Raw genomic sequence first — 25,258 nt, forward strand, 5'->3', positions numbered from 1 at the left:
GCATGCGCCCCACCATCTCCGTCGTGATCGCCACCAAGAACCGCGCCCCCGCGCTCAAGCGCCTTCTCGCGTGCATCCGCGATCAGGATATGGCCGACCTCGAGTGCATCGTCGTGGACGACGGCTCGTCGCCCGATACGCTGGCGGCGTATAACCAGATCTGGATCGGACTGGACGAACGCTTTCAGCTTCATCTTCGTCAGGATCGCCAGCCCGGCGGACCGTCACGGATGCGCAACCGTGGCATTGCGCTGGCGCGCGGGAAATATATCGCCTTTTGCGACGACGACGACCGCTGGATTCGCAACGACCATCTCTCCACCGCCGTGCGCGTCCTGGAAGCCAATGGCGGCGACCTCTTCTTTGCCGCCATGCAGACCGCCGCGCTCGGCGAAGTGAAGGACCCCGATCTCTATGCGCCGGCGCGCGCCGGCCTGCAGCGCAACCCCATCGCCGGCGAAACCGGGATCTTCCAGGTTCCGGTCGAGGGCATGATCGGGCTCATTCGCCATCGCACGCTGCATACCGACACGCTGGTCGCCGCGCGGACCTTGCTGCACGAGGCCGGGCTCTATTGGGAAAAAACAAGCCTCGCGGAGGATCGCGACTTTTCCTTCCGGCTGGTCGACCGCGCCAAAAGGATCCTGTTCCGCGCCGACACCGTGGGCGAACTCGATGTTTCCCACCACGTCAGCCTTTACCGGACCTTCGCGCACGAGGAAAAAGCGCTGTTCGCCTATCTCGCGACACTGCACAGCGAGTTCGAGGTGCGCAATCCGAAGCTGCGGCGGCTGGCGCGCGCCAATCGCGCCTGGGACCTGCTCGATCTCACGCGCGCCGCGCTCGCCGATGGACGGCGGCAGCAAGCGCGCCAGTTTGCGCTGGAATCGCTGCTGCTTCACCCGTCCTTCAGCGCCTTGCGACTGCTCGCCGCTTGAGCCAGCCCCGCCCGCAGCCGGCGTTCGAGGCGAAACCCCAGTGTCGGCCGCCGGTAGCGGCGCCAGCACATCTCATAGGTCTCGACGCCGAACGATTTTTTCAGGCGGTTGGTACCGGCAAGGAAGTCGTAGGTCGTCATGCCCGCTTGGGCGTAGAGCCCTATCGCCAGCGCATGGCAGACATAGCCCGGCCGCAGCGACGGATCGTCGTCCGAAAATCCGCTCTGATACGAATGCACCACGCCATTGCGTTTGAAATTGTAGAGATAGCCGAGAACCCGGTCGCCGCCGCTGATTTCCAGGAGGTCGACGCTTCCCTCCGCAATGCCGGTGGGGATCAAGGTGCGATGGAAGGGCTCGAAAGCGGGATTATCGAACGCGTTGGTCCGGCCGCGGCGTGTCCAGGAGCGAACATGCAGGGCTTTCAACCGCTCGAAATAGCCGAGGGCCGTGGCCGCATCCGGCGCCACCGAGACCCGCAACTCGCCGCCGAAATCGCGCAGCGACCGGCGCAACTGCTGGCGCGCGTTCCGCGACAGGATCGGCGCAATGCCTTCGCCGCCCAGACCACCGAGCGGCGTTCGATAGGCCGTGCGGCTGTCGTCCAGTACGATCAAATCGTTCGAGAGGGACCGGCAATCGGTCATGCCCGGAACGATCAATTCGTCCGCATTCAATTCTCCGTCGGCGAACCACGAGATCAGATCATCCCACAGCGCCCGGTCATCGCCGCCGGGCAAGGCAAAACCGTTATGCTCGATCATGACCCCATCAAGCGCCCGGTCGCCGCTCGCGTTGAACCAGGCCCGCCGCCAGCGCCGCTTGGCGCACAAGGCGAGCCCCGCCAAAGCGCCATCGCGCGTCGCCTTCAGAACATGCAGGCCGGGCGCGTACCGCAGCAGGACCGATGCCCAGGTCCAGCTCGCGAAGAACGAATGGGCTCCGGTGCGATCGAGCGCCCGCCACTGCCGCTCCAGGGCGGGACCGTCGCGAACGGGCTCGAGCGCGAACGCCGTCGTACCGCTTTTGCGTTCCAGGCCGTTTGGTAAGGCGTGCACACTTTCCCCAGCGATAGCCGCACGGCGCCCTGTGCGCCCCGTTCGTTTCCCCGTAAGCTCGGCGGACGTTCCAAATGATAAGCTCCCACTTTGAGATTAGGTCAAGAATGCGCCGCTTCAAATGCCGTATGCTGATGATTGCCTGTGTCCTGGCGGTGCCTGCTTCCGCCCTGCCGCGCGTCGTACTCGACGGCAACGGACCGGCGACCTTCGGAATGGTGTTCGCGCCCGGAGCCGTGCCCGCGGGCACGTCCCTTGCCGCCACCGACAAGTCGGGAGCCGCGATCCCGCTGCAAGTGGATGTGAAGGCTAGAAACCGCGACGGCTCGCTGCGCCACGCCGTGCTGACCGTGCCGCGCACCGGAACCGTGCAGCTTGTCGGCGGCACACCGGCGCAAGGCGCGCCGGTCGCCCTTTCCGCCCTGCCGTCCGATTTCGACACCGAGGTCACCCTCGATTTCGGCGACCGCAAGCTCACCGTCTCGGCACGCGATCTGTTGGCGCACGGCAAGCCGCAGACCTGGCTCGCGGGACCGCTGGTCAGCGAGTGGTGGATCGCCGGTCCGTTTCGCGATGCCTCCGGCAAGTCCGATCCGCATTTGAGCGCGCGCTTCGGCCTGCGCAGCTATGGTCCGGGGCGGCCGTTGCGGATCGAGGTGGACGTCGAAAACACCTGGACCTGGGCCGCCAATCCCAGGAGCTATCAATACGCCGCTGAAATCCGCGCCCACGGCAAAACCGTGTTTTCGCAAGACAAGATCGTGCAGCAGTCGCATACCCGCTGGCGTCAGGTGTTCTGGTGGGATGAGCCTGCGGAGGCGTCCGCGCGTTACGACATCGCCGACTTCAAGGCGGCGCACGCAATCCCGAACTACAATGCCGACCGCGATGCCGGTCTCGGGGCGCTCGATCGCGCCTACACGGGAAAAAAGCGCGGACCGATGCAAACCGGCATCATCTATCCTGCCATGCCCACGACCGGCCAGCGTCCCGATATCGGCCCCTTGCCGGGATGGACGGTGGCTTGGCTTCTATCGATGGATTCCAAGGCGTCGGAGATGATGCTGAATGCCGGCGATCTCGGCGGCAGCTTCCCGTCCCATTATCGCAACGAAAAAACCGGGCGGCCCGCGAGCACTGAAGAATTCCCCAAGATCAGCACGCACTACAACTTCGTCGGACGCGGCAACGGCAACTTGCCGCTGGCCGATTTTGCGGGCTTGCCCAAGCCGTTCACGGCCGAAGCATCCCACGAACCTTCGCTCGCGTTCGTACCCTATCTCGTCACCGGCGACCGCTATTACCTCGAAGAAATGCAATTCTGGTCGCAATGGAATTCCTGGGGCACGGCGCCGGAATACCACGGCTTCGCCAAAGGCCTGATCGGCTGGGACCAGATCCGCGGTCAGGGCTGGTCGCTGCGGACACTGGCGCAGTCCGCCTGGGCGACGCCCGATGCCGACCCGATGAAAGCTACGCTGCTGCGCCAGATGAAGGCCAATGCCGAGTGGTACGATTCGGCGTACACTAACAATCCGCAGGCCAACATCTTCCATGTCGCCCTGCGCGCCTCGGACAACGCGGACTCGGTGGCGCCGTGGATGGACGACTATCTCACCTGGGCGTCGCAATACGCCGTGCAGCTCGGCTTCGACGAGTTCCGGCCCTTTGCGCGGTGGAAGGGCGTGGCTCCGGTGCAGCGCATGACCAATCCGGACTACTGCTACGTCATGGCGACCAAATACTACATGAAGGTAATGGACCGCCCGCATCATTTCATAACGAACTGGGCCGATGCCTATGTCGCCAATCTGCCCAAGGATTCGCGCGAAGGTCCCAAAGTCGCCTGCGGTAGCGACGACATGGCCCGCATGTTCAAGCTGCACCAAGCCGGCGAAATGATGGGAGACTCGAATTCGCCTGGCGGCTACCCGGCGCAAATGCAGCCCGCGCTGGCGGCGGCGGTCGATGCCGGGGTTCCGGGCGCCAACGAAGCGTGGAGCAAGTTCAAAAGCCGTCCGGTGCAACCCCGCGGCGGCGTCGAGCCCAAATGGGATATCGTGCCCTGGTCGGCTAGATGAGGTCCGACAGATCCAGCTGCGCGCAGGCGTCGCGAAGATCGAAGTGGCGTACCAGCTCCTCGCCCATATTGCGGCGGACATCGGAGCCGTTCGGTTCGCGCACGCCGACGTAATCGGATTTGCCGATCTTGGTGAAATGGCCTTCCGCGAACTCGTCGGCGTCGAGGACGACACAATCGCCGCCGGCGTTGCGATGCCAGTAACGGATGCCGGCACCGTGATCCCAGTAATACCAGCGCCGAATAAACGCCCCGCGGTGCTGGTTGGGATGCGCCCACCACGCCATCCACCAGCCGCAACCCTTTTCGAATTGATCGCGGCTGGCCGCGCGCGTGGTGCAGCCGACCAGCTCCCAATAGCGCTGCCGCCACGGCAGATGGCGATGGCGCAGGCCGGGATCGGCGTAGCAGGCTGCCGTCTGGCCGTCTTTCAGGGTACGGAACAACTCGGCTAGCGGCGCCAGCTTGGCGCGGCGGATCAACAGGTCGGAATGCCAGAACGCAATCCGGTCGGCGAACAGGAAGGCGAATTCGAGCGGGAAATGCGGATATAGCAGCGGCAGGCCGAGCGCCGCGTTGAAATCGAACACCACCGCTCCCGGCACTGCCTGCGGCGGCGGACCGATCCGCGGATCGAAGCCGACGAGCGGCGTCCAGCCCGCCTCGCGCACCAGCTTTTGCTGCACCAGGCACCAATCGCTGTCGACATTCCAACACAGCCAGGGCTTTTCGATCCCGCCGAGCGCACGTCCCCAGCCGGCGGCGATGTCCATCACATCGGCCAGCGAAATATCGAGCGCGCGAAAGGCGCCCCAGACGCCCTGCCCGACTTGCTCGAGTTCGATCGCGTAATCGGTGAACCGCGCAAACCGGGGATGAATAATACGGCCGGGAAGTCTCATGGGATCGGCCCCGGAAAAAGCGACGGCGTCCAGCCGCGCAGACGGTAGACGACAAGCCCGATCCATTCGTGTGCCGCCCAATCGGCTTCGCTCAATCCGGTCACGACACCAGGAAAGAACCCGCTTCCATGCTGCAAGGTATGGAAATCCGCGGGATAGCCGAGCACCGCAAAGCCCGCGCCGCGAAACGACCCCACCGCGCGCGGTAAATCGGCTGCGGAGGTGACGAGCAGCCATGTCTCACCGGGCTTCGGCTGCATCATCCGCGCACTGAATACCGCGTTCTCGTGCGTGTTGCGGCTGCGATTTTCATATCGGAGGCTGCGAATCCCGAGCCCGTCAAAGAGAGTCCGTGCATAAGCCGCTTCGTTGTGGCCCTGATCGAAAGGATCGCCGCTGCCGCCGGTGAACAGCAGACGGGCCTGCGGATAGCGCCGCGCCAGCATTGCGAACGTGGTCATCCGCCCGGCCATGCCATTGAGTTCCGGCGTTCCGCGGTCGGCGCTGCGCGGCAGACTGATGGCTCCGCCGAGAACGACGATACCGTCCACCCTCTCCGGCCGCGGCACGGCGAAGCGCTGTTCCAGCGGACGCAGCATCCAGGTCGACAACGGCAGAACCGCAAAAGCCGCGAGTCCGCCGATCCCTCCAATGAGAAACCAGCGCCCGGCACGGTGCCTACGTAGCGTCAGCACCAGTCCGACGACACAGCATAGCAAGATCAGCATGCTTGGGCGCGCTACAACGTCCGCCATGCGCCCCAGGAAATACAGCATGTCACTCGCCCCGACCTGATGCGACGGTTAGAGTATGGGTCTTGTTCCCCGTCAAGCAGGAGCCTGCGATTGAGATTCCCCAACGTCTGGATTTTTGCGTTCCTGATGCAAGGCGCGGCGGCCGCCACGTTGACCGTAGGTCCGGGACAACCCTATGCGCTGCCCAGCCAAGCCATTGCCGCGGCAAAACCCGGCGATACGATCCATATCCTGCCCGGCACCTATCGCGACTGCGCGGCGTGGCGCACCGATAATCTCACCATCGAAGGCGAGGACGGCGCCGTTCTCAGCGAAGCGATCTGCCAAGGCGCCGGGATTCTGGTGGTCAACGCCCCGCGCGCCACCTTGCGCGGATTGACGTTCGAGGGCGCTTCGATCCCGGAAGGCAATGGATCGGGCGTGCGCGCCAACGGGCTATTCCTGACCGTCGACCGCTGCACCTTCCGCAACAACCAGGACGGCATACTCGCCGCCAACAATCCCGACGCGACGCTTCTGGTACGCCGCTCCACGTTCGACGGCAACGGCGCCTGCCTGCCCGACAAAGGCTGCGCGCATGGCATTTACGCGGGTTTCGTCAACCTTTTCCGGGTGGAGAACTCGCGCTTCGTCAACACGCAGGTCGGTCATCACATCAAATCGCGCGCCCGGCGGACGGAGATCATCGGCAACACGATTGAGGACGGCCCGCGCGGGACTTCGAGCTATCTCGTCGATCTGCCCAACGGCGGCAGCCTGACCATGACCGGAAACACGCTGGAAAAGAGCGCGCGCAGCCAGAACCCGACCGCGGCCGTGTCGATCGGCGAAGAAGGCGGCAAGCGGAAGCCGGGTGAAATCGTCATCTCGGGAAATACGTTCGTCAATCACGGCCGGCCGACCGTGTTCGTGCACAACGCCGGCAAAGATAGCGCCCGCCTGTCCGACAATGCGATCAAGGGACCGGTTCGTGCGCTCAATGGCCTCGGTTCGGCCGACTAGCGCTGCCCGCCTTGCGCATCGCGTCTTCGCGCGTCCAGCGCCGTGACGCCTTGGGCTTTTCCGCTTCGGGCAACGGCATTGCCAAGAGCCCGGTGGTCGGCTCGTTTTCGGGACGCCCGTCGTTTTCCTTGAACCAGTTGAGCACGACGAAGATCGCGATGATCGATGCCAAAAAGAAAAAACCGCCGATCATGCCGTTCCTCCGTACAAGGCGTCGTAAGCCGCCACCATACGATCTTCGCCGTAATCGCGGCAGGCTTTGGTGCGATTGGCGGCGCCGATTTGGGACGCGGCGGCAGGATCGGACAACAGCCGGAAAAGCCCTGCCGCTAGTGCACTGGCATCACGCTGCGTAACGTAAGGCCCGTTCTCGGCGGAAACCATGCCCGTGACATCGCCGACATCGGTCGAAACCACCGGCAAACCGGCCGCCATCGCTTCCAGTACGGCCGTCGGCATCTGCTCGGTGTCGGATGACAGGGCCAGAACCGACAAGGCCGCATAGATCTTTTCGGTCTCGCGGATGTGTCCCGCAAAGCGGACATCGGAACCGAGCCCCAAGGCGGCAGCATGCGCTTCCAGATGCGCCCGTTCGGGCCCGTCGCCCGCGATCAACAACCGGCAGGGCATTTGCGCCCGTACGATCCGGAAGGCATCCAGCAGCCGGACGATATTTTTCTCCGGACGCAACGCCGCAACCGTACCGACGACCGGCCCCTCACCCTCCCAGCGGTAAGGTTCGATATCGGATGCTCCGAAGCGGGCGCAATCGACGCCGTTGGGCACATAGCGCAGCACCGACGGCTTGAGGCGCCAGACGTCCTTCGCGAGCGCATACAGCGTATGGGACGGCAGCACGACGGTGCTTCGCGACAACACGTACCGGCGCGTCAGCACACGGCGGGGCAATTGCCCGTTCGCTTCTTCCGGTCCAAAGCCGTCCTCGATGTGAACGTGTCCGGTCAAGCGCGGCCAATTGGCCATGGCGCACTCGATGCTGCCCCAGTTGTGGGTGACGAGCCGGTGCGGCCGCACGCCGGCCAGAAACGCACGAAAACGCCGCCAATTGCCGAGCGTGTCGCGCGGGCGCAGATCCAGCTTCGCAAAACGGATATCGAGACCGGGCTCGAGCCGCTCGCGGCAGTCCTCACGCCCGTCCATCGCGACCACGACGTGCCGGAAGCGGCGGCCGAGACGGTTGGCGACGACCGCGAACCGCGCTTGCGATCCGCCGACGGCAAAGGTCGGGAAAACGTGCAGAAGTGTGGGGCTCATGAACCGGTGCTAGCGCTGACGCAGCGCGAAGGCCTTCCCGGTGCCGACGGCCTCGTGACGCGTTCCGTCGGGCGCCAGCAGGGACAAATCGCCGTTCATCACGTTCAAGAGCTGCGGAATCTGTTCGAGGTGATAGCGGTGCAGCAGCGCCCCTGTGCGCGTCAATTTCGGACCGAATTCGGTATCGCGGACGATGCGCAGCCGCCACAGCCGTACGATCCGCCCGCCGCGGGTCACCCGCTCGACGCGGCAGAACGGAGCCGCCGCCAACTCGACCCACACGGCGACGGCACCAAGCACAATCACGGGCAGGCAGACATAAAGAAGTGCCAAGGCCATTGCGATATCGCCCAGACGCCGGATGGTCATCGTTCTCCTCATTCGTGTTTTGAGATCCATACAAGTTGAAGCAAGTTTGCAGCGTGAATGCAACGCCGTTCGGCGTGACGAGGCCGTCATAATATTGTTTATGTTACTAGCAATGTTGATCCCAATCACGTTTCGCACGTTTCATAGGTACGACGGACGACAGAAAGCTGTTACCGAATTCGGCGCGACGGTTACGGACTCCCCGCAGCCACGCTATCTTGCCCCAAAGGAGACGGGCACATGTGGTTGGTGATCGGATTGTGGGTCGCGATTTCTGCCGTTGCGGCACCTTTGGTAGGCTATTTTCTGGGCGGCGATAACGCTCCGCTCAGACGGAAGGCGGAAACGGCCTTAGCGCCGCGAAAGCATCCTTAAGACGCGCGGCGTAACGGTCCTGCGAAAGCTCCGTCTCGGCATAGCGGCGTGCCGCACTGCCCAGCCGCATCCGCAACGCATCGTCCTGCAGCAGACGCGTAATGGCCGCCCGCAGCGCCGCCGCATCGCCGCAGGGAACGACCAGACAGTTCTCTTCGTGATGCAGATAATCGCGAATGCCGCGCGCATCGCTTGCCACCACCGCCTTGCCGCAAGCAAACGCTTCCAACAGACTTGAAATGCCGCCGGGATGGCGCATGTCGTAGAGCGGCAGCACCACGATTCTGGCCGCGTGATAGAGCGCGCGCAAATCCTCGTCGCTGCCGCGCGGAGCGATCGCAATGCCCGCCTGCGACGCAACGCGATCCGTGCGCAACACCACCGGCACATCGAGACCGGACACGGCCGCCAGAAGCGTCTCGTAATCGCGGGACAAATCGTTTCCGATCGAGAGGACGTAATCGCCCTCGCCGCCCGACGGCGTAAAGAATTCGGTGTCGATCTGCTGCGGCAGGAACTGAACTTGCGCGCCGGGGTAGCGCTGCGCCAGATAGCCGGTCTGATCGCGGGCGAAGCTGAACACCGCATCGGCGCGCTTCAGGCAAAAGGCGACGATCCGCGCCCGCAAGGGCCAGTTGGAATCGTCCCCGACATCGACGATCACCACCAGCGGCTTGAATCCCGCGACCCGCCGCAGCGCCAGGAGCAACAGTGCGCCGGACTGGTAATACGAAATCACCGCGTACGCTTTGCGGCGCCGGAAGAGAACCTTCGCGGCGCGCCAGGGATCGATGCTGGCGAACAGCGACGCGCACCCGGCGAAGGGGTTGCGCGACGCATCGTTGACATCCAGCACTTCCGCGGCAAAGCCGATCCGCTCGAACGCATCGGCAATTCCGAAGCGCGGCGGCGGTGAGCCCGGCCGCTGCAGCCGGTTCGATGGCAGCAATACGATATCCGGTCTCATGGCAGGGCCGGCGTCAAATCCTTACAGGTTACACGCGCCTGTTCGTATACGTCCTCGACCGTCGCCGGCACGCCGCCGATCTCGCCAAGGAAGAAATCATAAAACTCTTCGAACCAACCGACGAAACGGTCGCGGTCGGCGCGGCTCCGCACATACGGCGTGTTGCCGGGCAACAGCGACGGCGTGTGATAGGACAGCGTGAACGTGCGCGTTCCCCGCTTGAGCAGCGCGCGCACCAGACGTTTGGCGTCGGAGACATTGGTGCCTTCGGGCGTCAGGCGGATGCGCTCCATCAGGCCGGTGCGCGCCATCAGCGAGCGCGACAAGGCATGGCGGGCATCGTTCTCGAACAATCCGTTGGCGAGATGGCGCCAGTTTCCGCTCGACAGCTGTCCGATGTAAGTCGAGGTCAGCGGCAGTTCCAGCACACGCCGGTCGGGATCGAGCCAATACGGCGTGGTTGGCCGCCCGAAGAATGTCGGCCCCCCGGTCGCATGATAGGAGAACTCCGGCACCACGCTGGAATCGACGCGATAGCCGAGGGCGGTAAGCGTTTTCACCGTGTTCGGCCCCACGCCGTAGCGGCCGGCGCGATACGCCACGGGACGCTGGCCGAACCGCGCGGCAATCGCCTCGGTCAACGCGCTCAGTTTGTCCCGCTCCAGCGCCTCCGGCAGATTGCCGGCAAAGCTGTTATAGGCATTCACCACTTCTTCGTAAGGCGGCGTCACCCAGGGATGCAATTGGGCACCGATCCGGCATTTTCCCGCCTTGAGACATTCGGCCAGAAAGGCGTAGCCGTCCGGCTCCATCACAATCGGATACGTGACGAAATAAGTCGGTACGATGCCGAAGCGATCGAACACGCGATGCAGCACGAACTGCTCGTTCATCGAGCCGACGTTGTGGAAGTCGCGCGACAGCGGCTTGTCCCAGTCGAACGCCTCCTCCGCATCGACGGTGGTGACGATCAGCGGGCGCTCGGTCGACGGGCGCACCTTGCGCACAGGTCGTGGCCGCGGGTTCACCAGCCCATGCACCATCGCCGCGACGGTGGAAGCCTGCGTCCGGGCGCTGAACGTCTGCACGAACCACGCCGAGGGTTCGCGCGCGGTCAGCGGCAACGACAGGAATTCCTGCACGCGCCGGTCGGCTTCGGCATCGGACATATCGGGCGCGATCACGACGTGGGCGATGCCGCTCTGCTGCAGGATGCGGTCGACCGGCGAATCCGCGGGCGTGTAGGCGAGAATGGGTTTGCCGATCCGGATATAGTCGAGCAGCTTCGACGGCACTTGGAACGCGGTGTTGCGCTCGTTGACGTCGAGCAGCAGCAGGCAATCGGCTTCGGCGGTCTCGCGCAGCGCCTCTTCGCGCGGCACCAGCGTGTTGTTGACCTCCACCACATCGCTCATGGCAGTCATGAAGGCGCCGTAGGCGCTCATGACGGCCTCGTCGATCGGCCCGATCAGCTTGACCCGCAATGTCTCAGCGCTCGTGCCGAGCCGCTTCAGCGAGCCGAGCAACTGGCCCGGATGGCGTCCGCCATAGAGCGTGCCGATATGCGCCAGCACGCGGTGGCCGCGTTCCGCGGACGGCACCTGCTCGATCGCCTCGTCCGGATCGTAGCTGTTCCACAACACCGATATCGCATCGCGGCACGCGGGATAGCGCTTCCGCCACACCTCGGCGATGGCATCGGTATTGGCGATCACCCGGTCGGCACGTTCGAAAATGCGCCGCTCGAGCAGCGGATCGTAGGGGTAGAACCAGTTGCGGTTGCGGAAAGGATTGTCGCAAACCGGATCTTGGAAATCCGCGATCCACGGCAGTCCGAACTTCCCCTTCAGCCACAGCGCGGCGAAGTGCGACGCGAGAAAAGGAGACGTCGAATAGATCGCGTCGATCTTCCGTGTCCGGATCAACCGGGCCGCCGCGGCGGCAGCGTACGGAACCCACGGCAGACGGTCGTTGTATGGCGCGGCAAAGCGCATGAACACGCGCGCCGCCGCCGATGCCGCCGCCAGCCCGGCCGACTCCCGCTCCGCCGGAACGCGCCAGACCGAGGTTTCCGGATTGATGCCGCCTTCGGCCGACGAGGCAAACACGAACGGCTCGACTCCGAATTCCGGCAAATAGCGGAACAGTTGGCTCGGCCGAGCGGCGGCCGGCGTGTTGTCGGGCTGAAACGCATAACTCAAGAGAAGAAGGTTCGCCATGTTCAGCCCCGCGCCGATGCAGCCTTGCGCGCGGGCGATCCGATGCGGTTCCAAACGGCGCTCGCCAGCGGCAATACCAATCGGCAGAAATAGCGCACCACCGGCATCAGCGGCCGCCACATCACGCCACCGAAACGACGTTCGTAGCCGGCACGGCCAAGTTCGGTCCCCATGAAGGCTTCGGCGACCAGGAGTTCGGAGGTCGACATCTCGCGGCGCCAGCGCTCGATATCGGCCGGATCGGGCTTGCGCCGCAGCTTGGCGTGAATGGCCATCTCGCGGGAGGGAACGAGCCGGTCGACCTTGTCTTCCCAGGCCAGCATCTGCGGCTCGAATTCTTCTCCGAGAAAATCGCAGATGCCGCGGACGGTGCGTTCGGTGTCGCGCACCAGATCTTCGTAGCGGACCAGAAACAGCCGGTCGGCCACCGGCATCCGGCGCCAGCGCGCATCGAGCTTGGTTGCTTCCAGCCATTCGCCCATATTGCGGTTGAGCAGCGGACCGTACCAGCCCACCGACTGGAACGATTTGGCGACGTCGCGACCGTCGCGCAGCAAGTGGATGAAGCGTGCACCCGGATAGAGTTCGGCAAGCTGCGGCACGATACGGATGTAGGCCGGGGTCTTGTCGCCCCAGCGCTGCTTGCCTTCACGCCCCAGGTGGGTGCGATAAACGATTTCGACCAGATCGCGCAGAGTGGGCTGGGGCAACGCCGACGCCTCGGCGGCATATGCATCCGTATCGATGCCCATATCGGGCCAGCGGATGGAACCGGTCACGATCGCGATCGCGCGTGTTATCTCGTCGTTCGTCAACGCCCGTGTCGCCGGAAGCCGCTTCAGCAACGGATCGAGAAAATAGGTTTCGGGCGGAATCGCAAGCCGCGAATGCGAAGCCAGGATCATGCGCAAAAGCGTCGTACCGGAGCGCCCGGATCCGACGATGAAGAACGGTTGGTCTTCGTCTTTCCGTAGCGGCATACACATCTCGGCTGGTCGCCCGCCGCTATCCGAAAAATGGGCGCACAAATCAAGCGGTTTTGCCGAGAGTTAGGAAAATCGTGGAACCTAGCGCCAACTTCGAGGCCGATCATGCCGCAGCGGAAGGCTCTCAGAGATAGCGCACGATCTGAAGTATCGCGCTCGAGGAGCCGCGCAGCGAGCCCCATTCGCTCCTTCGCCCGCCGGTGGTGCCGCTGACGAACGCCGCCACGCTCCAATAATCGGAGAGATCGTAGGACGCGCCCAACTGGCCCGTGCACGAGCCGTCGGCAAGATTGGTCATCACGTAAGCGTTGAGATCGGCGTGCAGGATATGGAACGGCTCGATCCAATCGGCGCGCACGAACGCCTGATGCCGGCTGGTCGGATCCTGACGGTCGGCGGCATAGCCGCGGATGTACCACATCAGCGAGGAGAGCATCGGGTTGGCGCCGGTCGCGAACCAGCTCCGCCACTGGTCCTGCGAAAGCCCCGCCTGATGAAAGTTATATTCGATGCTGATCGTTTCCTTGTCTTCGCCGTTCCAGTAGGCCCCGACGGAGACGTCGTTCTTGAAGCCGCGTCCGGACGCGACCGGCGGCAGCACCGGAACGTAGGACGGCAGCATGCGCGTCCGCTTGCCGAATGCGATGGCATCGACGATCACGCTCGGCGCCTCGCCGCCGGCCCAACTGGCATAGGCGATGATCGAATTGCCGATCGGGTGAGAGGCATTGAAGCCGAACTTCAGCCGGCCGCTGTCGTAGAACGCCAGTACCTGCGGACTGAACTCCTCCAGTTCGAACGAAAAGCTTGCCGACACGCGATCCGAGCCGTTGGTCTGGTCGATTTTGGGATCGAGCGGCCAGGCAAGACCGCCCATCGGCACCGGACTGTGCAGTTTCGGTGCGTAGATCACTTCCAGCGAGCCGCCGTCGAACACATGCTGGCCGCGGAGCATCACCGTGCCGAGCCGGTTGTTGCGCATGGCGCCGGGATCGGACGAAGACTGCGCGACCGAGGTACGGGCGCGGAAAAAATCGGTCGGATTGTAGCCGAACGCCACACCGTAGCGGACATTGATGCGCCCCGCCTCGAGATAGGTTTCCGGCGCCGCTTCCCAGGTGGCGTAAAGCTCGCGCAGATCGTTGCGCACGGACTGGCGGGGAAATCCGATGCCATCGGCGAAGCTGGCGGCGAGCACGTCGCTGGCGGTAATGCGCAAAGTGTCCGACAGCTTCCACGTGACCAAGGCATCGGCGCTGACGCGGTCGTTCCAGCGCGACGGCACGGCGGCCCCCGGCGAAACAACGAACGTGCCGCGATAACCGTACCAGCCGAAAGCGTTGGCGAGCGAATACTTGCCGTGATCTTCGGCCGTCGCCGGCGGCGGCGCCGCCTCTTCGACCGCACCGGGAATACGCGCCAGATCGTCGTTCTCCTGCGCCGCCGCAGGAAGCGCGATGCCGCAAATCGCAATCAGGAAGGCCGCTTTACGCATCGCTCAGTCGATCTTGAGGCGCGGCAGGAAATCGCGCTGGAACCACGAATCCGGAACGGTTTGGAACCGCATGTCGGAAATCGCCATGGTGGTGACGAGATTGGTGTTGACGGAATCGATCACGATCGTCTCGGCCGGAATGATGCGGCCGAGCATCGGCGTGAACTTGTGGTAATAGGCGATCTTCAGGAGCCGGCCGCTGTCGGAATAGAACTTGCCCTTGATCTGGCGGAACGTTCCCTTCTCGACCCAATACTCGACCCGCGAATAGACCGCTTCGTCGTTCGCCGCCTTCAGTTCGAGATGCCAGCAGGCGCGGTTCTGCTTGTCGGCGTCCTGCAAACTCTCTTCGCCGATGAGCTTGGCGGCATAATCCCGCGCCAGATTGACGGTAGCGACGTCGCCGTTGGAAGCCTGCCCCAAAAGACGCTGCTGCGGCGAGATGCGGACCGACGCCTTCGACGACGGATCGTAGAACCACATGTTGGAGCCGTTCATCAGCACCATCTTGCCGGCGTCCCGCGCGGGCTGCACATAGCGGATCAGGTTGTTGTATTGGCGCGTCTTGTTCTCGACCGCGAACACGACGATCTGCATCGAATCCCGCGGCTTGCCGTTGATGTATTCGGTCAGGGTGTCGAGAACGCGAAAGCCCTGTCCCGGATTGCGCCCTTCGTCCACCTTGGCGACGATCTCCTGCGCCGACATCTCCGCCCGCGCCCCCGTCGTCAGCGCCAGGGCCACCACAAGACCGATCAACACGTTTTTCATAATATCCTCACACGTGACGGAGTGCGTCGACGACCTTCATGCGCGACGCGCGATTGGCGGGAACGATGGAGGCAAGCGTCGCAATCGCCGTCAGCAAAATCCAGACGGTGGCGAGCAGAGATTGCGTGCCTTTGGTCAGAAGATAGAGATCAACCGGCGAAGCGTTGCCCGGCGGCGTATAAGTAATGCCGGCGTGATTGATGAGATGCGTCAACCCAAGCGCGATCGCGATGCCGGCGGTTGCTCCCAGCCCGCCGAGGATCGCCCCTTCGAGCAGGAACTGGCGATGAATGCCGCCGCGGCGCACGCCCATGGCCCGCGCGGTTCCGATCTCGTTGGTGCGCTCCATCACGCTCATGCTCATGGTGTTGGCGATGGTGAAGCCGACGATGATGGCCATCACCACCCCGATGAAAGCGAACATCGCCATGAAGTAGCCGAGGATCTGCTTATTCGACGGATACAGCTCGTCGAAATCCTTGGCTTCGAGATCGAGCTTGTCGCGCGCGAAAATCTGGGCCAGCCGCGCTTTGGCGTGCGGGATGTCGGCCGAGTTCTTGAGCTGGATCACGATCGCGGTGGCCTTGTGCTGGTCGCCGCCGTAGAGAAGCTGCTGCGCTTTCGCGAAGTGGAGACCGATATAGCTGTCGTCCATCTCCTTGGCGCCCTGCCCGCTCGCCTTGACGGCGGTGACGCTGACGATGTTCGGCGCCCCGCCCGCTCCCGACAGAAGCTGCAGCTTGGCGGCCGGTTGCGGCACTTCGCTCGCCGGGCAATCCTTCAGCTTGAGCGGCTTGCACAGGCCAAGAATGCGCGCCAGGCCGACGCCGACCACGACCTGATCGGGCTTGGCATCGTCGAGCCCGCTCTTCGGACGATCGCCGTTGGTGATGCCATAGCCGTCCCAGGCGTTCATCTGGTCCTTGTCGGACGGCACCAGACCGGAGCCGAAGAACGTCTTCGATTTGTCGACCGCGGCGTTTCCGGCAATGCCGCCGAGGCTGACGCGCGGCGAAATCACCGTGATCATGGATGCGAGCACACGGTCGCTGCGGATCGTATCGATCGCCTTTTCGTAGTCGGCGATGGAATAGGCGGCCGGCTTGCCGCTGCCGAAATCGAAATAGCCCTTCTTGAAGACCTGCAGGTGGCCCATGCCGCGGACCAGGCCGGTTTCCATGCCGACCTTGATCATCGCATTGTATTCGCCGAGCAGAACCAGCGCGGTGGCTCCGACCACGATCGCCAAGGCGGTCATCAAGGAGCGGCGTCCATTACGCAGGACGTTGCGGAACGCGATCTTGAACACTTCATTCCCCTCAAACGTGCCGCAAGGCGTCGACGACCTTCATCCGCGCGGCGCGACCGGCAGGAACCAGCGCACCGACCGTGGCGATGATCACGAGGCCGATCCAGACGCGATAGATCAGGACCCAATCGTTGGTGAGCAGCCGCACCGGAACCGGATGCGCCTGCCCCGGCGGCGTGTACATGATGCCGGCGTTATTGAACCAGATGGAGAGCAGCGTCGCCAATACGGCTCCGGCCGTGGCGCCGATCACACCGAGCAGAAAGCCCTCGAGAACGAACAGCCGGCGGATACCCGAGCGGCGAATGCCCATGGCGCGCGCGGTGCCGATCTCGTTGACCCGCTCCATCACGCTCATGGTCATGGTGTTGACGACCGTGAAGATCACGATCATCAGCATGATCACCGTCAGGAAGCCGAACATCACGGTCAGGAAGTTGCGGATCTGGACATAGGACGCCGACAGTTCGGTGAAATCGCGCACCTCCAACGGCAGGCTATGCTCGGCAAAGAGCCGGTTCAGCCGCGCCTTGGCGCGTTCGAGATCTTCGGTGCGATGAAGCTGGATCTGGATCGCCACCGCCTTGTGCTCGCCGCGGCCGTAGAGCAGCTCCTGCGCCAGCGCGATATGCATGCCGACAAAGGCGTCGTCGAGTTCCTTGACGCCTTGGCTCTGCGCTTCGGTCACATAAAAGTTGACCACATTGGGCGCACCGTTTGCCGTAGCACCGAGAAGATCGAGCCGCGGCTCGACCGGCGCGGCGCTCGCCGCTGCGGCAGTGCGGTCGCGCGCCGTCAGTTCCGCGAGATCGACCGACAAGGCCGGCGCATTGTTGACGACGGGCGCGGCCTCCTTGGGCGGCGGCGGGCAATTGGCGACTTTCAGCGCTTCGCACAAACCGAGCACCCGCGCCAGACCGACGCCGACGATGCCCTTGTTGATTTCCTTGTCGCCGACGCCGAGCGGCGAAAACACGTAATTCGCCGGACGCAGGCGGTATTCGTCCCAATGCCGCATCCGGTCGCGGTCGGACGGCACGAAACCCGTGCCGAAAAACGTCTTCGATGCGTCGACCGAGAAGTTGCCGGCGATGCCGAACAGCGAAACGGTCGGCGTCACCACGTTGACCATCGGCTTCAGTTCGGGATCGTTCTCGATCAGCCGGATCACGTCCTTATATTTCGAAATCGAATATCCCGAAGGATTGCCGCTGCCGAATTCGAAATAGCCTTTGGCGAACACCGACATGTGGCCCGAGGCCGTGACCGTCTGGGTTTGCAGGCCGAGAAAGGCGAAATCGTTGTACTCGCCGAACAGGATCATGGCGATGCCGCCCACGGCAATCGCCGACGCCGTCATCAGCGAACGCCTGCCATTCCGGAGAATGTTGCGGAAGGCGATCTTGGACAGCATCATCACACGGTCTCCGTGCGATGTTCGACCAGCTTGCCGTCGCGGATGATGTAGGTCTCCTCGGCGTGGCTGATGAGCTGCGGATCGTGGCTGGCGAAGATGAAGCTGACTTCCTGTTCGTGCTGCATCTTGCGCATCAGTTCGATGATCTGCGCGCCGGTCTGGCTGTCGAGATTGGCGGTAGGTTCGTCGGCCAGCACGATCTCGGGATGCTTGACGAGCGCGCGGGCGATGGCGACGCGCTGTTTCTGGCCGCCGGAAAGCTGGTTGGGACGCTGCTTGGCCTGATCGGCGAGCCCGACCGCCTCCAACAGACCCATGGTGCGCTCGCGGCGTTCCTTGGCGGGCATGCCGATTAGGAGAAGCGGATACTCCACGTTCTCGTAGGCGGACAGCACCGGATAGAGACTGAAATTCTGGAAGATGAAGGCGATGTTCTTGGCACGGAAATCGGTGATCTTGTTATCCGATAGCCGGCCGACCGCCTCGCCCGCCACTTCGATGGTTCCCGTGGACGGCTTGTCGATGCAGCCGATCAGGTTGAGCAAGGTCGTCTTGCCGCTGCCCGACGGCCCCACGATCATGGCGAAGCGCCGCCGCGGGATTTCCATGGTGATGCCGTTGATGGCCGTGACCTTGAGACCTTCGTCGTCATAGGTCTTCACGACATCGCGCAAGGCGACGACCGGCGCTGCTACAGACTCCGACACTGATTGTCCTCCCCAGAAGGAACCCGGCTAGGTTGTGATCTTGCCCTAAAGTGAGATGGTTATGCGACCCGCGAGGGGCGAAACCAGCTTGGATGTAGATTACTCTATATAACAGAGTACTCCATCGCAAGCGGCTTCTTGGGGTGCGCGAACTCTCGGGAATCATTCGGTCTTTTGGGTGAAGCGGAGCTTGAGCGCCTGCCGGACGTTCCTGGAACGCACATTATAGGAGACGGCTATGGACGAACGCATCCGCGAGCGCGCCTATCAAATTTGGCTGAGCGAGGGAAAACCGCTCGGCCGCGACGCCGAACACTGGGAACGGGCCCGCCGGCAAGTCGAAAAGGAACTGAGCGACGGCACCGCCGCCCACCGGGCAGGCGTCAACGATGTGCCGGCCTCCAATATCACCGTTCATAAAGGTCCGGCGTCCCCCTCCCCCACGCCGGGACTGGAGCGTGCGGACGGCATCAATACCCCAGGCGTGAAGGCCCGCCGGCCATGAACCAGATTTCGCATCAAACCCATGATGTTCGGCGAGGCGTCAGCCATGCCGGCGCTCGAGAAGATAGCGCACGTTGAAGCGGTCGCGGGCGCCCCAATCGTATTTGTAGGCCTCGTTGCCGCGGAGAAAATCGAACACCCGCGCGCCCTCTTTCGCGGCGCTCTCCATCGCATGGCCCAGCAAGATCGCGCCGGGACTTTCGAATGCGAACGCCGGATCGAAACCGCCGAGGTAGGCGTAAGCGCGGCCGTTGTGCAGAAACCCGTAATACACCGCAGCCACCGCATCGGCGATGGAAAGGGCATAAAGGCGAACCAGCCCCTGCTCCATCAGGCCGGGCATCGCGGCGGAATGAAAGTCCGCGACGCGCGGATCGCCGAAAACGCTGTCCTCTTGTCTCAGCTTGCTCAGACGTGCCAGTTCGCCGATCAGCGCCTGCGCATTATCGGCATCGCCTTCAAGGATGACGCATTCGCCCCGCCGCGCCGCCCGCCGCTTGGCAGTCCGCAGGTGACGCAATGTGGACGGAGCAATCCGCGACGCGGGCAATTCCGTCTGCGGGCACGGGCTGGCGCCCGCCAGCCGCTCATGCCAGCCGAAGATCTCGAGGCTCAACACCGAGGCGTCCGGCGACACCTCGTCGAAGTCGCAAACCTCCACGTCGCGCATCGCCGCAATCGCAGAGGCGATGGCCGCGCGGGCCCGGCTTTGCGGCGAAACCAGAATGTCCTGATAATCCGAGCGCGAGGCGCCGATCGGCCTCAAAACGTTTCCGTCGCGATAGAGCGGTGCAAGGCCGGTGAGTTCGCCATTCTCGTGTATGGCGATCACCCGAAGTTCGCCGGGCGCGAACACATCCCACCACGGCATCAGCCATTCGGGCGATTGAAACGGCGTCGCCGAGGGACAGCGCTGCCAAAGATCTCGCCAGGACTGTCGCAGTGCTGCAAAGCCCGCGGGCTCGGTGACGACCGCTGTTTCTGCGGCTTGGCGCGGAGATGCTAGGCTCAATCCGTTTGTTCCATCTGGCCTGCGCGATGGAAACGTCCGCGGAAGAACTTTGTTGCGGCGGACACAATGCCGCCCTCGCCTGCCATGACAGGTCGGGGTCCCGCTCGTAATCTTGCCGAACGCCATCCGCGTTGAGGAGATTTCGATGACAACCCGCCGCCATTTGCTGCAAACCATGATGACCACCGGTGTCATGGCCCCGCTGGTGGCGGAGGCACGTCCTCGTGCTGACGATCCCTGGGCCGAAGCCGATCGTATCGTGGCGCGGATCGTGCGGCCCCACTTTCCTGCGCGCGATTTCGTCGTCACCGATTTCGGCGCCACGGAAGGCGGCAAGACGAAATGCACCGAGGCATTCGCCAAAGCCGTTGATGCCTGCACCAAGGCCGGCGGCGGTCGCGTGGTCGTGCCTGAAGGCGTATGGCTGACAGGCCCGATCCATCTCAAGAGCAATGTGAACCTGTTCGTTTCGCGCGACGCCACAGTACGCTTCTCGACCGACACGGCCGATTACCTGCCGCTCGTCCTGACGCGCTGGGAAGGCGTCGAGTGCATGAACTATTCGCCGCTGATCTACGCCTTCGAGGCGGAAAACATCGCGGTGACCGGCGAAGGCACGCTCGATGGCCAGGCCTCGGACGTTTACTGGTGGCCGTGGAAAGGCAAAATGAACTTCGGCTGGCGCGAAGGCACGCCGAACCAGGATGCGGCACGCAACAGGCTGTTCGCGATGGGCGATGCGAACACGCCGGTGGCCGAGCGGCTGTTCGGCGAAGGCAGCTATCTGCGCCCCAATTTCTTCGAGCCCTATCGCTGCAAGAACGTCCTGATCGAAGGCGTCACTTTGCGCAATGCGCCGTTCTGGGAAGTCCATCCGGTTCTTTGCCGGTCGGTGACGGTGCGCGGGCTCACCATCGACAGCGCCGGTCCCAACACCGATGGCTGCGATCCGGAAAGCTGCCGCGATGTGCTGATCGAGAACTGCTCGTTCAACACCGGCGACGACTGCATCGCCATCAAGTCCGGCCGCAACGGCGACGGGCGGCGGGTGAACGTGCCGAGCGAGAATATCGTCATCCGCGGCTGCCGCATGAAAGACGGCCACGGCGGCGTGACCATCGGCAGCGAAATCACCGGCGGCGTCCATAACGTCTTCGCCGAGAACTGCCGGATGGACAGCCCCGATCTGTGGAACGCGATCCGGATCAAGAACAACGCCATGCGCGGCGGCAATCTCGGAAACTTCCACTTCCGCAACATCGCCGTCGGACAGGTTGCGCACGCCGTGCTGACTATCGACTTCAATTACGAGGAAGGCGGCAAAGGGGCCTACCATCCGGTGCTGAAGGGCGTGCACCTCAGTTCGATCGTGAGCGGCAAGAGCAAGTACGGCATCGACGCCCAGGGCCTTCCCAACGCCGTCGTCGAGGACATCACGCTCGATCATTGCGCCTTCGACAACGTCTCGGACGGCGTGATCGTCAAATACGTCCGCGGCATGAAATTCCGCGGTCTCACGATCAACGGCAAGCCGGTATCGGCGCCGTAACGCCGCGAACAGGCCGGACAATAAAAAAGGGGCGCCGGAATCCGGCGCCCCGATTTGTTTGCGAGGGAACGCTTAGTACTTCAGACGAACGCCAGCGAAGACTTGGCGGCCGGTGGCGGCATAGTACGCCGACGCCGGATCGGCCAAGTTGGTATAAGCCGAGCGGGATTCGGTCTGGTTGGTCAGGTTCATCGCATCGATGCGGAACTGCATCCAATCGGTGTAGTCCCAGGAGAACGACGCATCAAGATTGAAGGTCGACTTCGTGTAGATGTAGTCGTTCACCAGCGGGCTGTCGCTGTAGCCCGGATTCGCCGTACCGGTCGCGATCGGATACTTGTAGGCGAACTGGCTGCGATAGGCGCCGGAAATACGGCCCGACCACGGACGGTTCTCCCAGTCCTTGCCGTCATAGAACACGGTCCAGTTCCATGCCACCGGCGAGGCGCCGACCCACGGTCCGGGGCCGTACACTGCCGGCGACGAGACCGCACCGTTGCTGAGAACCGCCGGACGCAGCAGGTAGTTCATCTTCGAATGCAGCAAGGTGTAGTTGGCGTTCAGGCCGAACCCGTCGAAGGGCGCCGGCAGGAAGTTCAACTGCTGCTGCCACGTGATTTCGATGCCGTTGAGCACGCCGTTGCCGGTGTTTTCGAAACGTGTGACGTCGAAGGAGTTGGTGTCGTCGAGCAGGAAGTCGTGCTGGGTGGTGCCAGCCGTCGTTCCGAGACCCGCGTAATACGCCGCCAGATCAGTGCGTGCATTGGATGACAGCACCTGGCTGATCGGAACCGCCGGTGTCGTGACCTGCTGGATGATGCCCTTGATCCACTTCGAGAACACCGCCACGGAGATCGCCGACCCTTCGTCGAAATACCATTCGTACGAGAAGTCGAAGGTGTTGGCGCGGAACGGCTTCAGATTGGGATTGCCCATCGTCACCGTACCGGTCGTGAAGGGAACCGTGCTCGGGATCGAAATGCTCGTGATGCTCGGCGACATCGCGGCCAATTGCGGACGCGCCATCACCTTGGAAGCGGCAAAGCGGATCATCATGTCGTCGGTCAGCGAGTACGACAGGTTCGCCGACGGCAGCAAGTCGTTATAGCTCGAATGCGCCGTGGCGTAGACGCCCGGCAGATACGAGCGGCCATCGGCCTGGACTTCGGTGGTAACGAAGCGAAGACCGATGTTGCCGCGCAGTTCGCGCGCCAGGATCATGATGTTGTGGAAGTCGGCCTGCGCGTAATACGCCTTGTCGTGTTCGCTGACCTTGTAGGTCGCGGCATAGGCGCTGCCGGCGTTCTGGGTATAGTCGCTGTTCGAGACGTTGTTCTGCTCGACCGCGGTCGCACCCGAACCGAAGACCTTCACCGAGTTGTCGCCGAGACCGTAGATCGCCCGGAACTTGTCGAGATCGGGCACATACATGGCGCTCGGCGTACCTTCCGGCGCATCGATGCCGCTGCCGAACGACAGGCGCTGGCCGAGATCGGCAACGGTGTAGTTGGTGCCGCCCGCTGCGTTGATCTGGTCGAGACCCAGGTTGTAGGTGTCCGGAACGACGCGGATCGTCTTGTAGGTATTGAAGTCGTAGATGCGGGCCGACATACCGGCCTTCAAGTCGAGTTGATCGATGACGCTGTAGCTCACATTCGCCGAGGCGGTCCGGAACTTGTTGACCGTGCCCCAGATGTAATGGCGCATCGCCGAGAAGCCCTTGACGACATCCCAGTAACCCGCATCGGCCACCGTGTTGGTGCCGTCGGCAGAGAAGCCGAGCTCCGGCATCTCACCGCCGTTGCGCGCGTCATAGGTGAAGCAGCCCGTGCAGGTTCCAGTCGTGGCGTCGTAGGTGCCCACGTCCATGTTGTTGAACTCGGCCAGGATACCGATCTGCTTGTTGCGCGACTGCGAGTAGCCGAACGTGAGGTCCGCCTTCAGCTTTTCGGTGAACTGCTGTTCGGCGCGCAGCGTGCTCTGCACGAACTCGGTGGTGTACTTCGCCTGGTCGGCAGCCGAACGCAGGTCGATGTTCGCCATCTGCAGGTAGGTGGCCTGATTGTTCGACACCTCGGCATTGGCGATCTTGGTGGTCGGCTTGCCGACGAACGAAATCAGGTTCTGCAGGGCGCCGGAGACGGAGCCGGTCTTGGCGACATAATAGTTATAAAGATCGCCGCTGTTGCAGGCGACGTCGGCATAGCCGGCAACGCCCGAGGAATTGGCGCACTTGTAATAGCCGTTCTGCTTGAACGCGGTGTTGACGCTCGTCGCAAAACCGCTCGCGGTGCTGGACGTCACTGCAGCCAGCTGCTGGGTCTGGTTGGCGCGGTTGGTGCCGATCAGGCCGACCTGATAGTTGACCGAGTCCTGATACGTGCTGGCGTATAGGACGTCGGCGACGATCAGGGTGTGATCGGTGGGCTGCCACTGGACCGATGCGGTATTGCCGAGACGGCTCTGATAGAGGTCGCGCTTGTTCAGGTTCGCCAGCGACGGGATCATCGTCACGAACGGCTGATAGGCGTCGGCAACGCCGGCGCTCGAATAATAGGTCTTGTAGTTGCTGCCCATCGCCATCAGGCCGGTGCTCAGACCGGCAGTATTCTTGACGACGGTGTTATAGGCAGTGGTGTTGGAGCCCCTGAAAGCGTTGCAAACGTCGGTATTGGCGAGCGACTGGCCCGGAATGATCGAGTTCAGGTCGCTCGTGTTTGCTGCGTTGCAGGTGGCGGTGGACGGCGCGGAGAAGCCGAAACGGGTGGGATAGTAGTATTCGGACCCGTTGGCGACGCGATAGCCGACGGTTGAAGACCCGTTTTTCGGGCCATAGAAATACACTTGGCGATAGAGGAAGTCGCTCTGGCCGGCCTGACGCATATAACCGTCGAGGACCTGATGGCGCATGTTGTAGGCGCTCGACACCAGCACGCCGAGACGGCCGCCGAGGAAGGTCTTCGAGAACAGGCCGCTGATGCGCGGATTGAAGGGCTTGCCCTGCTCGTACCAGGCGTTCTGCAGCGAAACCACGGCCTTATCGCCGATATCGAAGGGATGGCCGGTGGTTAGTTCCACGGTAGCGCCGAGCGAACCTTCGTCGACGTCCGCGGCCTGGCTCTTGTGAACCTTCAAGCCGGAGAACAGTTCCGAAGCGAAGGTGTTGAAGTCGAACTGGCGCGAACGGTTCGGATCGTCGCCCGACTGGCTCGAACCGGAGGTCGACAACGCTTCGAGACCGTTGACGGTGACGCGCGTGAAGTCGGCGTTCAAACCGCGGACGGTGATGGTACGACCTTCGCCGTTGTCGCGATCCACGGCAATGCCCGGCAGGCGCTGCAGCGATTCAGCGAGGTTGGAGTCGGGGAATTTGCCGACATCTTCGGCGCTGATCGCATCGACCATTTCCGTCGCGGCGCGCTTGATGTCGAGAGATTTTTCGAGAGAGGCGCGGTAACCGGTGACATACACTGTCTCAATGTCGCCACCTTCCTGCGCGAGCGCGGCAGTGCCTGCGAGCATAAGCGCGCCGACCGCGGCGCTGCATGTCAAGGCACAGCGAAATACA

Annotated in this window: 21 protein-coding genes; 5 read left to right on the forward strand and 16 right to left on the reverse strand. The window is 63.2% G+C overall.

Going from position 1 to position 25,258, the window contains the following annotated elements; genetic code table 11:
• The first annotated feature begins 2 nt into the window (after positions 1–2).
• A complete protein-coding gene (locus tag FHS84_RS01260) occupies positions 3–938 on the forward strand; it encodes a glycosyltransferase family 2 protein (protein WP_166929462.1) in 936 nt (311 codons plus the stop codon).
• Here FHS84_RS01260 and FHS84_RS22150 read toward each other — a convergent pair.
• The gene (locus FHS84_RS22150) at positions 899–1,996 is read right to left on the reverse strand and encodes a GNAT family N-acetyltransferase (protein WP_166929466.1); all 1,098 of its coding nucleotides are present in this window, start codon (positions 1,994–1,996) and stop codon (positions 899–901) included. The genes FHS84_RS01260 and FHS84_RS22150 overlap by 40 nt on opposite strands.
• A 128-nt stretch (positions 1,997–2,124) precedes the next feature.
• Here FHS84_RS22150 and FHS84_RS01270 point away from each other — a divergent pair, with 128 nt between their 5' ends.
• Positions 2,125–4,077 (forward strand): RIFT barrel domain-containing protein, encoded by a 1,953-nt coding sequence (locus tag FHS84_RS01270; RefSeq protein ID WP_166929470.1) that lies wholly within the window; start codon positions 2,125–2,127, stop codon positions 4,075–4,077.
• Here FHS84_RS01270 and FHS84_RS01275 read toward each other — a convergent pair.
• Both FHS84_RS01275 and FHS84_RS01280 read right to left on the reverse strand, forming a co-directional pair.
• Entirely contained in the window at positions 4,070–4,978 is a 909-nt protein-coding gene (locus FHS84_RS01275; protein ID WP_208393617.1) for a hypothetical protein, read from the reverse strand. The genes FHS84_RS01270 and FHS84_RS01275 overlap by 8 nt on opposite strands.
• The gene (locus FHS84_RS01280) at positions 4,975–5,754 is read right to left on the reverse strand and encodes a YdcF family protein (RefSeq protein ID WP_166929473.1); all 780 of its coding nucleotides are present in this window, start codon (positions 5,752–5,754) and stop codon (positions 4,975–4,977) included. Before FHS84_RS01280 ends, FHS84_RS01275 begins: the two co-directional genes overlap by 4 nt.
• Before the next feature lie 69 nt (positions 5,755–5,823).
• Here FHS84_RS01280 and FHS84_RS01285 point away from each other — a divergent pair, with 69 nt between their 5' ends.
• The gene (locus FHS84_RS01285; protein WP_166929476.1) at positions 5,824–6,735 is read left to right on the forward strand and encodes a right-handed parallel beta-helix repeat-containing protein; all 912 of its coding nucleotides are present in this window, start codon (positions 5,824–5,826) and stop codon (positions 6,733–6,735) included.
• Here FHS84_RS01285 and FHS84_RS01290 read toward each other — a convergent pair.
• The 11 genes from FHS84_RS01290 to FHS84_RS01340 form a co-directional block, all read right to left on the reverse strand.
• Positions 6,710–6,928: a hypothetical protein gene (locus tag FHS84_RS01290; protein WP_166929479.1), complete on the reverse strand. Its 219-nt coding sequence runs from the start codon at positions 6,926–6,928 to the stop codon at positions 6,710–6,712. The two genes, FHS84_RS01285 and FHS84_RS01290, sit on opposite strands and share 26 nt — an antisense overlap.
• Positions 6,925–8,010 carry a glycosyltransferase family 4 protein gene (locus FHS84_RS01295; protein ID WP_166929482.1) on the reverse strand — a complete coding sequence of 362 codons (1,086 nt, stop codon included), beginning with the start codon at positions 8,008–8,010 and terminating at the stop codon, positions 6,925–6,927. Before FHS84_RS01295 ends, FHS84_RS01290 begins: the two co-directional genes overlap by 4 nt.
• Before the next feature lie 9 nt (positions 8,011–8,019).
• On the reverse strand, positions 8,020–8,379 hold the full coding sequence (locus tag FHS84_RS01300; RefSeq protein ID WP_166929484.1) for a sugar transferase: 360 nt from the start codon (positions 8,377–8,379) through the stop codon (positions 8,020–8,022).
• Positions 8,380–8,707: 328 nt separating this feature from the next.
• Positions 8,708–9,721, reverse strand: coding sequence for a glycosyltransferase family 4 protein (locus tag FHS84_RS01305; RefSeq protein WP_166929487.1), 1,014 nt, complete (start codon positions 9,719–9,721; stop codon positions 8,708–8,710).
• A complete protein-coding gene (locus FHS84_RS01310) occupies positions 9,718–11,940 on the reverse strand; it encodes a glycosyltransferase (RefSeq protein ID WP_166929488.1) in 2,223 nt (740 codons plus the stop codon). The genes FHS84_RS01305 and FHS84_RS01310 overlap by 4 nt, the downstream gene beginning before the upstream one ends.
• Before the next feature lie 2 nt (positions 11,941–11,942).
• A complete protein-coding gene (locus FHS84_RS01315; protein WP_166929489.1) occupies positions 11,943–12,920 on the reverse strand; it encodes a sulfotransferase family protein in 978 nt (325 codons plus the stop codon).
• A 130-nt stretch (positions 12,921–13,050) separates the two neighbouring features.
• Positions 13,051–14,421, reverse strand: coding sequence for a hypothetical protein (locus FHS84_RS01320; RefSeq protein ID WP_166929490.1), 1,371 nt, complete (start codon positions 14,419–14,421; stop codon positions 13,051–13,053).
• Positions 14,422–14,424: 3 nt separating this feature from the next.
• Positions 14,425–15,192 (reverse strand): outer membrane lipoprotein-sorting protein, encoded by a 768-nt coding sequence (locus tag FHS84_RS01325; RefSeq protein ID WP_166929491.1) that lies wholly within the window; start codon positions 15,190–15,192, stop codon positions 14,425–14,427.
• A 7-nt stretch (positions 15,193–15,199) separates the two neighbouring features.
• Entirely contained in the window at positions 15,200–16,501 is a 1,302-nt protein-coding gene (locus FHS84_RS22155; RefSeq protein ID WP_166929492.1) for an FtsX-like permease family protein, read from the reverse strand.
• Between the two features lie 10 nt (positions 16,502–16,511).
• Entirely contained in the window at positions 16,512–17,918 is a 1,407-nt protein-coding gene (locus FHS84_RS01335) for an ABC transporter permease (protein WP_166929493.1), read from the reverse strand.
• A complete protein-coding gene (locus FHS84_RS01340; protein ID WP_208393619.1) occupies positions 17,918–18,625 on the reverse strand; it encodes an ATP-binding cassette domain-containing protein in 708 nt (235 codons plus the stop codon). The genes FHS84_RS01335 and FHS84_RS01340 overlap by 1 nt, the downstream gene beginning before the upstream one ends.
• Before the next feature lie 238 nt (positions 18,626–18,863).
• Here FHS84_RS01340 and FHS84_RS01345 point away from each other — a divergent pair, with 238 nt between their 5' ends.
• On the forward strand, positions 18,864–19,130 hold the full coding sequence (locus FHS84_RS01345) for a DUF2934 domain-containing protein (RefSeq protein WP_166929494.1): 267 nt from the start codon (positions 18,864–18,866) through the stop codon (positions 19,128–19,130).
• A gap of 39 nt (positions 19,131–19,169) precedes the next feature.
• On the opposite strand, the gene FHS84_RS01350 is transcribed toward FHS84_RS01345, so the two are convergent.
• Positions 19,170–20,000: a GNAT family N-acetyltransferase gene (locus FHS84_RS01350; RefSeq protein ID WP_166929495.1), complete on the reverse strand. Its 831-nt coding sequence runs from the start codon at positions 19,998–20,000 to the stop codon at positions 19,170–19,172.
• 286 nt (positions 20,001–20,286) lie between these two features.
• Between FHS84_RS01350 and FHS84_RS01355 the strand changes: the two genes are divergently transcribed.
• The gene (locus tag FHS84_RS01355) at positions 20,287–21,690 is read left to right on the forward strand and encodes a glycoside hydrolase family 28 protein (protein WP_208393620.1); all 1,404 of its coding nucleotides are present in this window, start codon (positions 20,287–20,289) and stop codon (positions 21,688–21,690) included.
• Between the two features lie 72 nt (positions 21,691–21,762).
• Here the strand turns inward: FHS84_RS01355 and FHS84_RS01360 are convergent, their stop codons facing one another.
• On the reverse strand, positions 21,763–25,212 hold the full coding sequence (locus FHS84_RS01360; protein ID WP_166929496.1) for a TonB-dependent receptor domain-containing protein: 3,450 nt from the start codon (positions 25,210–25,212) through the stop codon (positions 21,763–21,765).
• Between the last annotated feature and the right edge of the window lie 46 nt (positions 25,213–25,258).

It is taken from the genome of Rhizomicrobium electricum (assembly GCF_011762045.1).
Classification (GTDB): Bacteria; Pseudomonadota; Alphaproteobacteria; order Micropepsales; family Micropepsaceae; genus Rhizomicrobium; species Rhizomicrobium electricum.

What these genes read in the sequence shown, in the direction of transcription:
- FHS84_RS01260 (WP_166929462.1), top strand. Translation starts at nt 3, where the DNA reads ATGCGCCCCACCATCTCCGTCGTGATCGCCACCAAGAACCGCGCCCCC.
- FHS84_RS01270 (WP_166929470.1), top strand. Translation starts at nt 2,125, where the DNA reads ATGCTGATGATTGCCTGTGTCCTGGCGGTGCCTGCTTCCGCCCTGCCG.
- FHS84_RS01275 (WP_208393617.1), bottom strand. Translation starts at nt 4,978, where the DNA reads ATGAGACTTCCCGGCCGTATTATTCATCCCCGGTTTGCGCGGTTCACC.
- FHS84_RS01280 (WP_166929473.1), bottom strand. Translation starts at nt 5,754, where the DNA reads ATGCTGTATTTCCTGGGGCGCATGGCGGACGTTGTAGCGCGCCCAAGC.
- FHS84_RS01290 (WP_166929479.1), bottom strand. Translation starts at nt 6,928, where the DNA reads ATGATCGGCGGTTTTTTCTTTTTGGCATCGATCATCGCGATCTTCGTC.
- FHS84_RS01295 (WP_166929482.1), bottom strand. Translation starts at nt 8,010, where the DNA reads ATGAGCCCCACACTTCTGCACGTTTTCCCGACCTTTGCCGTCGGCGGA.
- FHS84_RS01300 (WP_166929484.1), bottom strand. Translation starts at nt 8,379, where the DNA reads ATGACCATCCGGCGTCTGGGCGATATCGCAATGGCCTTGGCACTTCTT.
- FHS84_RS01305 (WP_166929487.1), bottom strand. Translation starts at nt 9,721, where the DNA reads ATGAGACCGGATATCGTATTGCTGCCATCGAACCGGCTGCAGCGGCCG.
- FHS84_RS01310 (WP_166929488.1), bottom strand. Translation starts at nt 11,940, where the DNA reads ATGGCGAACCTTCTTCTCTTGAGTTATGCGTTTCAGCCCGACAACACG.
- FHS84_RS01315 (WP_166929489.1), bottom strand. Translation starts at nt 12,920, where the DNA reads ATGCCGCTACGGAAAGACGAAGACCAACCGTTCTTCATCGTCGGATCC.
- FHS84_RS01320 (WP_166929490.1), bottom strand. Translation starts at nt 14,421, where the DNA reads ATGCGTAAAGCGGCCTTCCTGATTGCGATTTGCGGCATCGCGCTTCCT.
- FHS84_RS01325 (WP_166929491.1), bottom strand. Translation starts at nt 15,192, where the DNA reads ATGAAAAACGTGTTGATCGGTCTTGTGGTGGCCCTGGCGCTGACGACG.
- FHS84_RS01335 (WP_166929493.1), bottom strand. Translation starts at nt 17,918, where the DNA reads ATGATGCTGTCCAAGATCGCCTTCCGCAACATTCTCCGGAATGGCAGG.
- FHS84_RS01345 (WP_166929494.1), top strand. Translation starts at nt 18,864, where the DNA reads ATGGACGAACGCATCCGCGAGCGCGCCTATCAAATTTGGCTGAGCGAG.
- FHS84_RS01350 (WP_166929495.1), bottom strand. Translation starts at nt 20,000, where the DNA reads ATGCCGTGGTGGGATGTGTTCGCGCCCGGCGAACTTCGGGTGATCGCC.
- FHS84_RS01355 (WP_208393620.1), top strand. Translation starts at nt 20,287, where the DNA reads ATGACAACCCGCCGCCATTTGCTGCAAACCATGATGACCACCGGTGTC.
- FHS84_RS01360 (WP_166929496.1), bottom strand. Translation starts at nt 25,212, where the DNA reads ATGCTCGCAGGCACTGCCGCGCTCGCGCAGGAAGGTGGCGACATTGAG.